This window comes from Actinoplanes sp. NPDC051475 (assembly GCF_040689425.1).
GTDB lineage: Bacteria > Actinomycetota > Actinomycetes > Mycobacteriales > Micromonosporaceae > Actinoplanes.
The window spans coordinates 390593-402810 of record NZ_JBFAZZ010000003.1 but is presented as its reverse complement, the minus strand read 5'-3'; the positions used below and the strand labels follow the sequence as shown (position 1 = coordinate 402810).

At 70.8% G+C, this 12218-nt stretch carries 7 protein-coding genes; 4 read left to right on the top strand and 3 right to left on the bottom strand.

Annotated elements, in window-relative coordinates; translation table 11 throughout:
- Positions 1-415 precede the first annotated feature (415 nt).
- Both AB0368_RS09155 and AB0368_RS09150 read left to right on the top strand, forming a co-directional pair.
- On the top strand, positions 416-3202 hold the full coding sequence (locus AB0368_RS09155; protein WP_366153284.1) for a ricin-type beta-trefoil lectin domain protein: 2787 nt from the start codon (positions 416-418) through the stop codon (positions 3200-3202).
- Entirely contained in the window at positions 3199-4308 is a 1110-nt protein-coding gene (locus AB0368_RS09150) for a ricin-type beta-trefoil lectin domain protein (RefSeq protein ID WP_366153283.1), read from the top strand. The genes AB0368_RS09155 and AB0368_RS09150 overlap by 4 nt, the downstream gene beginning before the upstream one ends.
- 33 nt (positions 4309-4341) lie before the next feature.
- Here the strand turns inward: AB0368_RS09150 and AB0368_RS09145 are convergent, their stop codons facing one another.
- From AB0368_RS09145 to AB0368_RS09135, 3 genes are all read right to left on the bottom strand, one after another.
- Positions 4342-5259, bottom strand: a complete 918-nt coding sequence (locus AB0368_RS09145; RefSeq protein ID WP_366153281.1) for a glycoside hydrolase family 16 protein — start codon at positions 5257-5259, stop codon at positions 4342-4344.
- The gene (locus AB0368_RS09140) at positions 5256-7385 is read right to left on the bottom strand and encodes an acyltransferase family protein (RefSeq protein WP_366153280.1); all 2130 of its coding nucleotides are present in this window, start codon (positions 7383-7385) and stop codon (positions 5256-5258) included. The genes AB0368_RS09145 and AB0368_RS09140 overlap by 4 nt, the downstream gene beginning before the upstream one ends.
- 133 nt (positions 7386-7518) lie before the next feature.
- Positions 7519-9087, bottom strand: a complete 1569-nt coding sequence (locus tag AB0368_RS09135; RefSeq protein ID WP_366153279.1) for a glycosyltransferase family 2 protein — start codon at positions 9085-9087, stop codon at positions 7519-7521.
- A 321-nt stretch (positions 9088-9408) separates the two neighbouring features.
- On the opposite strand from AB0368_RS09135, the gene AB0368_RS09130 reads away from it, so the two are divergent.
- Positions 9409-10902 carry a GGDEF domain-containing protein gene (locus AB0368_RS09130; protein WP_366153278.1) on the top strand — a complete coding sequence of 498 codons (1494 nt, stop codon included), beginning with the start codon at positions 9409-9411 and terminating at the stop codon, positions 10900-10902.
- 8 nt (positions 10903-10910) lie between these two features.
- Positions 10911-12206: an acyltransferase gene (locus AB0368_RS09125; RefSeq protein WP_366153277.1), complete on the top strand. Its 1296-nt coding sequence runs from the start codon at positions 10911-10913 to the stop codon at positions 12204-12206.
- Positions 12207-12218 lie beyond the last annotated feature (12 nt).

The following is a 12218-nucleotide window of genomic DNA, read 5'->3' as shown; positions in this document are numbered from 1 at the left end:
ACGGGGGGCGAATCCCGCGATTGCACAGGCCAGAAGTAATAGGCGCGCTCCCGTGGCGGGAAAGCGGTGTGTCATTGGTCACTAAACTTTGTTTACAGTGCGCTCCGATGTGCTTTCGCCGGGACCTGGAAGTCACCGATGGGTGCGGTTTCACTACTGACCGTTCCGTAGGATAAGTCGGCCGCAACACCGTCACTAGGCCATCGGGCACTGCTGCCGCCCGAGGGCACCGTGTCGACGCGCATCGGGCGAGCAGCGCCTCCGCGGGGCGCCCGCGGCCCGGTGTCCATAGATGTTCGGCTATGTGGTTTCCCGTGCGACCGGCCCTTGACATTGCGAACCGTCTATAGACAGACTTCGATTGCTGCGCCACCCTCCGGCCGCGCACCAGACGCCACGTCCTGTTGGGAGTGCCATGCCTCCTACCCGCACGCCCCGGCTACTTCGCATCGCCTGCGCCGTCGCTACGGTCGCCGCGTCGACGATCGCCCCGGCCGGACCCGCCGAAGCCGCCGTACCGGAGGCCGCCGCCACCGCGGTCGCGCTCAACGGCGCGATCGCCGGCCGTACGTTCGATGGTGTCGGCGCCATCAGTGGCGGCGGCGGCAACTCCCGGCTGCTGATCGACTACCCGGAACCACAGCGATCGCAGATCCTCGACTACCTGTTCAAGCCCGCCTACGGCGCGGCGGTGCAGCTGCTGAAGCTCGAGATCGGCGGCGACGCGAACTCCACCGACGGCGCCGAGCCCAGCCACGAGCATGTCCGCGGCGACGTCAACTGCAACGTCGGCTACGAGTTCTGGCTCGGTGAGCAGGCTGTGGCGCGCAACCCCGGTATCAAGCTCGTCGCGCTGCCGTGGGCGGCACCGGGCTGGATCGGCGGCGGGAACTTCTGGTCCCAGGACATGATCGACTACGACATCTCCTGGCTGAACTGCGCCAAGGGGCACGGCCTGACCATCGACTACCTCGGCGGCTGGAACGAGCGTGGCCACGACAGCGGCTGGTACAAGATGCTGCGGTCGTCGCTGAACGCCGCCGGATACGGGTCCGTGCAGATCGTCGGCGACGACAGCGGCTGGGGCATGGCGGATGAATTCGCCGCCGACCCGGCCCTGCGCAGCGCCGTCGGCGTGCTCGGCAACCACTACGTCTGCGGGTACCTGTCGCAGGCCGAGTCCTGCTCCACCACCCAGAACGCGCGGAACTCCGGGAAAGCGTTGTGGGCCAGCGAGTTCGGGTCGCAGGACGACAACGACGGGGTCGTGCCGTACATCCGCACGGTCAACCGCGGCTACCTCGACGCCGAGCTGACCGGGTACATGAACTGGCCGCTGATCGCCGCGATCACCCCGAACCTGCCGTACGCCACCGTCGGCCTGATGGACGCCGGTTCGCCGTGGTCGGGCGCGTACCGGGTCGGCAAGAACCTGTGGGCGAACGCGCACTACGGGCAGTTCACCCGGCCCGGGTGGCGCTACCTGAACGGCTCGGCCGGCGGTTACCTCGGCGGTGACCGGGCCAACGGCAGCTACGTGTCGCTGAAGTCGCCGAACAACAGCGACTACTCCACCATCTACGAGACCAGCGGCACCACCAGTACGCAAACGGTGAACGTGACCGTCTCGGGCGGGCTCAGCACCGGCACCGTACATGTGTGGTCGACGAACATGGGTTCTTCGAACCCGGCGGAGCACTTCGTCAAGCAAGCCGACATCACCCCGGCCGGCGGGGCCTACTCCCTCACCCTGCAGCCGAACCGGATCTACACCCTGACCACCACGACCGGCCAGGGCAAGGGTACGGCGGCCGGCCCCGCGACCAGCGCGCTGCCGCTGCCGTACTCCGACACGTACGACAGCTACCCGAACCGGGGTATGGCGAAGTACTTCCAGACCATGCAGGGCGCGTACGAGATCCGCGACTGTGCCGCCGGACGCTCCGGCCGGTGCCTGCAACAGGTGGCGCCGGTGAGGCCGATCAACTGGCAGGACGACAGCGACGCGTACGGCCTGATCGGCGACACCACCTGGAGCGACTACACGGTCAGCACCGACGTGAACATGCAGCAGGCCGGCACCGTCACCTTGCTCGGACGGGCCAACACGCAGCTGCGGCCGCAGTACAAGCAGGCGGGGTACCAGCTGCGGCTGAGCAACACAGGCGCCTGGTCCATCGCCCGTAACAGCAGCAGCGGCGTGCTCACGACCCTCGTCTCGGGTACCCGCGCGGCGCTGGGGCTGGACTCCTGGCACAGGCTGTCGCTGGGGTTCTCCGGAAACCGGATCACGGCGGCCGTCGACGGCACGGCCCTCGGGACGACGACGGACACCGCCTATACCGCCGGGCAGGTCGGCTTCGGGGTCGTCGGCTACCAGACCGACCAGTTCGACAACCTGACCGTCGCTCCGAACGCCGCGGGCGACCTCGGCGGCATCCTCAAGGGCGTGGAGTCCGGTCGATGCGTCGACGTGCCGGGCGGCGACCAGACCAGCGGGACACGCCCGGTGCTGTGGGACTGCAACAGCGGGGCCAACCAGCAGTGGACGTACACGCCGTCGCGCCGGCTGACCGTGTTCGGCACGAAGTGCCTCGATGTCATCGGTGCGGGGACCGCCGACGGCACGCCGGTCGACATCTGGGACTGCACCGGCGGCGGCAACCAGCAGTGGACGCTCAACCCGGACGGCACGGTCGTCGGCGTCGCATCGGGCAAGTGCCTGGAGGCGACCGGTCACGGTACGGCCAACGGCGCCGCCCTGGCGATCCGGACCTGCGACGGGGGCGTGAACCAGAAGTGGGCACGCGGCAGCACCAGCGGGATCCTCAGGGGCCAGGAGTCCGGCAAGTGCATCGATGTGCCGGCCGGCAACCAGGCCAACGGTACGGCCCCCGCGCTCTGGGACTGCAACAACGGCACGAATCAGGCGTGGACATCCACCGCTTCGAACGAGCTGACCGTCTTCGACCTCAAGTGCCTCGACGCGTACGGCGGCGGCACCACCGACGGCACACCCGTGGTGATCTGGGACTGCCACGGCGGCGCGCACCAACGGTGGACGGTCAACGCCGACGGCACGGTGGTCGGCGTCGGCTCCGGAAAGTGCCTGGACGCCTCCGGGCACGGCACCGCCAACGGCACCCCGCTGGTTCTGTGGACCTGCACCGGTGCGGCCAACCAGCGCTGGGCACGCGGATGAGCGCCGCGACCGTGAGGCTGGCGGCCGTGGGGCTCGGCCTGGCCCTGGCCGCCGGGCTGACGACCGCCGTGGCGGCGCCGGCCCGGGCGGAGTCCAACGGCGGCGTACGCGTCATGCCGCTCGGCGACTCCATCACCGACGGGTACAACGTGCCCGGCGGCTACCGCATCAAGCTGTGGCAGCAGATGGCCGCCGACGCCCGCACGGTGGACTTCGTCGGCTCGGGCTTCAACGGTCCCGCCGCGCTCGGCGACCACGACCACGAGGGCCACTCGGGCTGGAAGATCCGGGACATCGACGCCAGCATCGACGGCTGGCTCAGGACATCCGCGCCGCGCACGGTCCTGCTGCACATCGGCACGAACGACATCAACGGCAACGACGACGTCGCCAACGCGCCGGCCCGGTTGTCCGCGCTGATCGACCGGATCCGGAACCTGGCCCCGGTCGCGGAGGTCTTCGTCGCGACGATCACGCCGATCGCCGACCCGGCCGGCGAGCAACGGGTACGCACGTTCAACGCCGCCGTTCCCGGGATCGTCGCGCAGAAGGGTGCCCGTACCCATCTGGTCGATCTGCATGCCGCCCTCACGACCGCGGACCTGGCCGACGGTCTGCACCCGAACGCCGGCGGATACGACAAGATGGCCGTCGCCTGGTACGCGGCGCTGAAGTTTGTGCCCGGCAGCCTCACCCCGGTGAGCAGGCCACCGGCCGGGTCGCCGGTGCTGCTGTCGCACACGACGTCGCTGCGCTGCCTGGACATCGCCGGAGCGAGCACCGCCGACGGCGCGCAGGCGCTGATCTGGGACTGTCACGGCGGCGCGAATCAGCGGATCACCCTCAGTGGTGCCGGTGAGCTGCGGATCTACGGCGATCGGTGTCTCGATGTGAGCGGCAACGGCACCGCCAACGGCACGAAAGTGCAGCTGTGGACCTGCAACGGCACGACGGCCCAGCGTTTCACCGCCAAGCCGGACGGCACCCTGGTCGGCGCCGGCTCGGGCAAGTGCGTCGACGTGAACGGCGACGGCACGGCGAACGGCACGCTGGTCCAGCTCTGGGAGTGCAACGGTACGGGCGCCCAGCGCTGGCTGGTGCGCTGACCGTCCGGCGTCGCCGCGCCGGCCCGATCGGGCTTACCCGGGCCGCCGCTGCGACACGGCGACGTAGTCGACGAGCATCGAGCGACCTGGCCTGGTGGCCGCCGTCGGCTCACCACCGAGGGCCGCCGGGAACGCGCCGCCGACCGCGACGTTGAGGATGGCGAAGAAGCCGTGCCCGGTGGCCCGACTCCAAGCCGGCTCTCCCACCTGCGCGGCGGTGACCTTGTGGAACATCGTGCCGTCGAGGTACCACCGCACCTCCGCGGGACTGCTCGACACGTCCAGCTCCGCCGCGTACACGTGGAACCGGCGGCCGCAGTCGGCGCAGGTCTGCTCCGGCGATCCCAGCCCGCCACGCGCCTCATGGCACGGGCCGTCGGGCAGCTGGCCGCAGTGCATGGCGCCGACGATCGCGGGGCGGCCGTTGACCGACTCCATCACGTCGATCTCCCCGGCGCCGGGCCAACCGGTGTAGCCGTCGCGGAACGGCGCGCCCAGCATCCAGAACGCCGGCCAGTAACCCGCGCCGTCGGCGGCCGTCACGTCGGGCAGCCGCAGCGCCGCCTCGACGCGCAGCACGCCGCGGGGCGGCGCCTCGAAGTCGGCGCGCTCGGTCTCCACCCGGCCGGAGGTCCAGCGTCCAGCCACCTTGCGGGGCGTGATGGCCAGGTGGCCGGCCCCGTCGAGGGAGACGTCGGCTGGGTCGTCCGTCATCGTCTCGATCTCGCCGGTGCCCCACTGCGGCGCCGGGCAGCCCGGGTAGCAGGTGCCGACGTCGTAACGCCACTCATCGGACAGCCGACTGCCCGCTGCCCCGGTGAAGTCGTCACGCCAGACGCCGGACCAAGAGGGAGAGCCGGACGGTCCCGGGGCCGGATCCGGATTCGGCGGCGTGCAACCGGTGACCGCCAGCGCCGCCGCCACCGCGACTCCGGCCGCGAGCCGCCTCACCGGTCCACCGCCGGCAGGAGCCCGAGCCGGTCCAGCTCGTGGTCGAGCCGCGGCGCCAAGACGGCGGCGGCGGTGCTGGTGAGGTGCGCGCCGTCGCGGTAGAGCAGGATGCCCTCGCGTACGGCCGGGCACCGTGGCCCAGGCGGACAGAGCGCGTCGGTCAGGTCGACGACCGACACTCCTTGCCGCGGGCGGTGCGCGAGCTTCTCGGCGAGCTGGTCGGGTGGCAGCGCCGCCTGCCGCGTGACGGCGCATCGATGCCAGGACTTCAGCTCGCCCGACATGCACGTGGGCACGTCCCGGCCGAAGGTGGGGGTGTCCCGCAGGTACGCGACAGGTGCGCCCGTCGCGACCAGCCGGTCCAGTGAGTTGTCCCAGCCCTGGGCCAGCACACGGGCGTCGGCGGTGTACCGGTTCAGGCTTGCCGCCAGGATCAGGCGCGGCCGGGGCTCGGCCGCCAGCCGGGAGAGCGTCTGCCGGCGCCAGCTGTCGCACTCGGTGTAGGTGCGGCCGAGCTGCGGGCTGCGCACGGTCAACCGGGGCAGCGGACACCCCTGTTTGACCAGCACCTCCACCGCCCAGCCGCGGCGCGATGCGAGTTCGTTCACCGCGGCGAACCACTGCCCGGCGTGCGAGTCGCCGATCAGCACGATCCGATCGTGCGCGCCGCTCGCGCCGTACCGGCATGCCGGGCTGGTCGTGGCTTCCGGCGGGATCTCGCAACCGGCGATCGGCGGGAAGTCGACGCGGGCCTGCGCCGGAGCCGGCCGAACCGGTCCGCCCTGAGCGGCCGGTCCGGGTGCGGCGAGCAGCCATGGCCCGCTTGCCGCGCCCACGGGAAGGGGACCGGCCGCGCTGCGCGCATCTGCCTCCAGCATGCGGATCGCTCCGCTGCCCAGCAGCAGCGCCGCGGCCAGCGGCACGGCCACCGCGACGGCGCCGACGGCCAGTCCCCGGCGAGGCCTGGCGGCCACCACGAGCGAGAACCGCAGCGGGCGTTCGACCAGCCGGGTGGTCAGGGCGGCGGGTACGCCCGCCGCCACGACCAGCGCCAGGCGTGCAGGCCAGCCCAGCTCGCCAAGACGCGCCTGGGCAAGCACGAGCACCGGCCAGTGCCACAGGTACCAGGCGTACGAGAGACGCCCGGCCGCCCGCGCCGGCCCGGTGGCGAGCAGCCGTCCCGCCTCCACGCCCGCCGGCGACCGGTCGTCGGCGCGCTGACCGGCGAGCACGACCGCGGCGGCACCGAGCGTCGGGACCAGCGCCGCCGTGCCGGGGAACGCGGTGAGCCCGTCGAAGGTCACCGTCGCCCACACGATCGCCGCGACACCGCCCCAGCCGATCGCCGCCCGCGCCCAGGCTTCGCCGCGACCCGACAGCACCCGGGCCACGTACGGCGCGGCGAGGGCGGCGGCGGCGCCGATCCCGAACTGCCACGCCCGCGACGGTGAAGACAGGTACGCCAGCGGCGCCGCGGTCGCGGTCCAGCTCAGGTTCAGCGCGAACGAGCCGGCTGTCACCACGCCCACCGCGACCGCGATCCCCGGAAGCGCCGAACGGCCGCGCCGGCGAGCCAGCACAGCTATCAGCAGCACCAGCGGCGCCCACCCCAGGTAGAACTGCTCCTCGGTGGCCAGGGACCAGAAGTGCAGCACGGGGCTCGGCTCGGCGTGGGCGGCCAGATAGTCGGTCTGGCCGGCGATGAACCGCCAGTTCGCCATGCTGAGCGCAGCAGCGATGAGGTCGTACGCGGCGTCGGCGCGGCCCAACGGCGGAAGCAGGAGCCAACATCCGACCGCCGTCGCGGCGAGTGTCACGCCGGCCGCCGGCAGAATGCGCCGGGCCCTCCGGGCGTAGAAGTCCGCCAGCGAGAATGTGCCGTGCGCCGTGACGCGGGCCAGCAGTAGTCCCGTGATGAGAAAACCGGACACGACGAAGAAGACGTCCACGCCGACATATCCGCCGGCGAAGAACGGGACACCGGCGTGGAAGCCGAGCACGGTGAGAATCGCGACGGCCCGCAGGCCCTCGATGTCGGGACGGAAGTTCAGCCGGTACGCGAACGCAGTCGCGTTTGCGGACGCGACCGGAGCGGGGGCGGCGGTCAGCATCATGGTCGCCGTCACCGGACCCAGGGCAGAATCGGGTCCACCCAACCGGAAGCGATCAGTGCGATCAGGGCAAGGACGGCGGTGACGGCCACGGATTCCGGCCAACCTATCCGGTCGCCGTCGATGCGAAGCTGATTCCGAGCGCCTGTCATCGGTTCTCCCGCTGCCACAGGGCCGCGATGAGCGGCACGGTCAGATACGAGGTGAGTGCGGCGTAGCCCGCGACTCCCCAGTGCTGCACCCAGCCGTAGCGCGCTACGTCGTAGGCGACACCGATCCACGTGGCCACCGTCGTGGTGGCCAGCCAGCCCAGGGCGATCCGGCCGACGGTACGGGCCAGCGGTGAGCGCCCGCTGCCGGCGCCCGTGGGCACCCAGGCCTCCGTCCGGTGTCGCAGGGTGTGCAGCAGCGCGACCGCGCCGGCGAAACTCACCATCAGGTGCGCGCGGATCACTTCCATCCGCCACCGCGTCACTGAGACCGAGGGCAGCAGCACCAGCCAGACCCACAGCGGCGCGAGCAGCGGCAGGACGTGCCAGGCCCGGATCTCGTCCGGGAAGCAGAACATCATCACCAGCGGCGGCAGCGGTGCGGCGAAGGCGTTGACCGCCGCCAGCAGGTAGCCGAGCACGCCGTTGGCGTACGCCATCCGTAACCGCCACGACGCCGGCATGCGGCGGAACCCGGAGTCGACGAGCAGGTGCAGGTTGCCCATGGCCCACCTGTACTGCTGGTTGACGAAGGCCGGCAGCGTGTCGGGAGACAGCCCCTTGGCGACCTGGACGGGGACGTAGCGGGTACGGTATCCGACGCCCAGCATCGCCAGCCCGGTGTACAGGTCCTCGCTGTGCTCGAGGCGCGCAAAGCCGCCGATGCGCTCCACCGCGGACCGTCGGTAGACGGCGTTGCTGCCGCAGCAGATGGCCGCGTCGTCGGCGTCCCGCGACGGTTGCAGCCAACGGAAGAACCATTCCTGGGCCGAGCCTGCGGCACGCTGCAACCACGGCATCCGGGGGTCGGTGTCGAAGGACTGTGGACTCTGCACGATGCCGATGTCGGGCGCCTCGAGGTAGGGCACGAGATGGTGCAGGAAGTCCGGGCGCGGGCAGAAGTCGGCGTCGAGGATCGCGATCAGGTCGCCGTCGCTGTGTCCGAGGGCGTCGTTGAGGTTGCCTGCCTTCTTGAGGTGCCCTCGGTCAGCTCGGCTCCGGTACGTGAACCCGTACTCGCCGGCAAGGTCCCGGACCTCGGGCCGGCCGGCGTCGTCGAGCACCCAGAGCTGCAGCGCCCCACCCCACCGCAGCCGCGCCACGTGGTCGTACGCGTTGCGCAGCACCGCCATCGGCTCTCCGCAGGTGGGCAGGAAGACATCCACGCTGGGCACGACGGCCGGCCGCCAGGCCCGCAGGAGCAACTCGTGCGAGTCGCGGGTGATGCGGCGCTGACGCTGACCGTCCACGCAGGACATGACCCACCCGGCGACGTTGAGGGCCAGAACGATCAGAAAGACCCACAAGGAGGGGTGCCGCAATGCGAAATAGAACAGCGTGGCCGCCGTGAACGAGTACGACAGTGACACGCACAACAGAACCCATCGGCGCTGAGGGCCGAAATAGGCGTACAGCTCGGTATCGTCCGGCGGAGCCGGTAGCAGTGGCTCAGGAATTGCGCTGGCTTCGCTGGCCGGCGGCGCGTCGAGCGCGGCTGACGCGGGCATGACGGTGCTCCCCAAAGTTTCCATTTGTACGGCCTCGACGGGCCGAATCCCCGGGCATCAGAAAAGCATAGGTTTGTTAACTGAACTCGACCGCGGGGTGGATATATGAGGGCCGTCACGTCCGTTCATTTTCTCCTGATGAATGTGTTTCATCGAAGAACTAGATTGAGGATTGCCGATCTATCGCCGCGTAGGCCCGTGCCGGGCTCGGTCGCAGAGGACCACCGCAGGCTCCCTCGGTAGGTCTACCCGTAAACGGATGGCGTCGGCGGAATCGGTCAGCCGAGTGCGGATTCGGTCGATAGGGCTGAGGTGAGAAGAGTGGGGCAGCTGGTCGGCGTCCGCGTACCCTCGTGGGGCGCTCGGGCGGGCGCATCGCTGGTGCTGCTCACCGTGGCCGTAGCGGTCGTCGCCGCCGTCGGGGCGCTGCTCGGCCCCCGGGTGGTGCTCGGTGACGGCGACTCGAGGTACGTCCTGTACACCCTGTCGGTGCTGCTCGCGGCCGGCGCGTGTCTGTGCCGGGCCGCGGCGACCCGGGTGGAGCGGTCGGCGTGGGCGCTGCTGGGGTGCGCGCTGCTGCTGTGGGGGCTGGGCAACGTGTACTCCCTGATGTGGCTGCGCCAGCTCGATACGTACCCGCTGTTCAGTTGGGGCGACGTGGCGTGGCTGGCCTGGTACCCGCTGGTCGGCGCCGCGCTGGTGCTGCTGCTGCGTGCCCGGATCTCGGCCGTGCCGCGCAACCTGTGGCTCGACGGGGTCGTGGTGGGCTGCGCCACCGGGGCCGTGTACGCCGTCGTTGTGATCGGCGGCTACCTGCCCGACGACGCCGAGTCGGTGCGCGGGGTGGACCTGCTGGCGGAGTTCTCCTACCCGGCCGGGGACATCGTGCTGCTGGCGATGGTCACCAGTGTGCTCGCCGTGCACGGCTGGCGGCTGCACGGCGGCTGGGGCTGGCTCGTCGCCGGCCTGGCTGGCAGCGTCATGATCGACGGCGCCTACCTGTCGGCGCAGACCTCCGACCGGATCCTGTTCGGCGCGTGGCCGGTCGTGGCGGTGATGCTGGCCCGGGCGGCGTGGCAGCCGGTGAAGCGGGTGGAGCAGGTGCAGGTCACCGGCTGGCGGATGTTCGCCGCCCCCGCCTGCTGCGCACTCGTGGTGCTGGCGGTGCTGCTGCACGCCGTCTACGGCGACTCCAACCCGATCGCGATCGGCCTTGTCACGGTGAGCTATCTCGCCTTGATGGTCCGCGTGGGCCTTCTCTTCGCCGACGTGCGCCGCGTCCAGGCGCGGCTGGAGGCGGCCCGCGCCGCCGCCGACCAGCTGTCGCGGACCGACCCGCTGACCGGCGCCGCCAACCGCCGGGCGTTCGGTGAGGCCTTCGACGGGGTGCCCCGCGACGAGAGCGGCACGGGCATCCTGCTCATCGACATCGATCACTTCAAGCAGATCAACGACCGGTACGGGCACGACGCCGGCGACGCCGTCATCGTCGCGGTGACCCGCCGGATGGCCGCGGCGGTGCGCCGCGACGACGTGGTGGGGCGCTGGGGCGGCGAGGAGTTCTGCGTGCTGCTGGGTGCCGTACCCGATGCCGGGGTGCTGGAACTGGTCGCCGAGAAGGTCCGCACGGCCGTCTGCGGCGAGCCGGTGCCGCTGCCGGACGGGCGCCAGGTCGACGTCACCGTGTCGGTCGGGGCGGTGCTGCTCGACCAGGTCACCACCCTGGACTTCGCGATCACCGCCGCCGACGAGCAGCTCTACGCCGCCAAGCGGGGCGGCCGCAACCAGGTGCGGACCACCGCGGCGCACGGCTGAGCTCGAGCGTGGTCACGGACGCCGCGTGCGAGACGGTGAGCCTGGTCCTTCACGACGGCCATGAGGGCCGTGAGCGCGGTGCCGAAGGGCCAGTCGCGGCGGATGACGACCAGTCGCCCTCCCAGCCGGTGGCGGCTGCCTTCTACATTCCTGCCATGATCAAACTGGCTGTCTCGTCGACCGCCTCCGGGGAGGCTGAAGCGGCCGTCGCGCGGTTACCCTCGTTGACCGGGCTTCGCTGGGCGGCAGCGTTCTTCGTCTTCGCCTTCCACCTGCACATCGTGGGGGCTCTGCGAGGCGACGCAGGCGCGGTGGCCGCAACGTTGTTCCGCGGGGGCAGTGCCGGGGTGTCCTTCTTCTTCGTGTTGTCGGGCTTCGTACTGGCCTGGTCGTACAGGTCACGTCCTGGGTTTCATCGCGCGCGGTTCGCGCGTGTGTATCCGCTGCACCTGTTCACTGCCCTGGCCGCTCTGCTGTTGGTGATCTCGTATGAGCGCGGTCCCGCCCCGTCCCTGACGGTGATCCTGACGAACCTCACCCTGACGCACGCCTGGATGCCGCACGAGGCGTATGTCCAGAGCCTCAACACGGTGAGCTGGACGCTGTCCTGCGAAGCGCTCTTCTACCTGCTGCTGCCGTGTCTCGTGGCGGCAACTCGGCGGCTGAGCGCATCCGGCCTGTGGATGTTCGGCGGTGCCGCAGCGCTGGTGGTGCCGGTCGGGCCGGCGCTGCTCGGCGCGGTCGCCGGCCGCGATGCGGCGACGTGGTTCTTTCACTGGACGCCGCCGGGCCGGCTACCGGAGTTCGTGGTCGGCGTGGTGCTGGCCCGGCTCGTCGTCACCGGCGCGTGGCGCTTCCGTCCGCCGATGGCGGCCGCGGTGGCGATGGCGGCTGGGGGCTGTCTACTGGCCAGTTTCGTTCCCACGCCGTATCGCTACGCGGCGGCGACACTGCCCGGTTTCGTGCTGTTGATCGCCGCAGCAGCGCACGCCGATCGCAGCGGGCACAGGTCCGGCGCCGGCCACCCGCTCATGGTGCGCCTGGGTGAGGTGTCGTACGCGTTCTATCTGGTCCACCTACTGGTGTTACGAGTCGGAATAGTCGCGGTGGACGAACGTGGGCGTGCTGTCGGCGAGGGCGTGCCGTACTCGCTGGGCTGCTTTGCCGTGTCGCTTGGTATAGCGAGTTTGCTTTACGTGGCAGTGGAGTCGCCCGCGCGGCGGCTACTTCAACGCGGCCGGCGGGCGGTCGACCGAACCTGTACTGACGGTGATCAACGGATGCTCGAAGAGCGGGCACGGTGAGGCGCGAGCGAA

What these genes read in the sequence shown, in the direction of transcription:
- AB0368_RS09155 (WP_366153284.1), top strand. Translation starts at nt 416, where the DNA reads ATGCCTCCTACCCGCACGCCCCGGCTACTTCGCATCGCCTGCGCCGTC.
- AB0368_RS09150 (WP_366153283.1), top strand. Translation starts at nt 3,199, where the DNA reads ATGAGCGCCGCGACCGTGAGGCTGGCGGCCGTGGGGCTCGGCCTGGCC.
- AB0368_RS09135 (WP_366153279.1), bottom strand. Translation starts at nt 9,087, where the DNA reads ATGCCCGCGTCAGCCGCGCTCGACGCGCCGCCGGCCAGCGAAGCCAGC.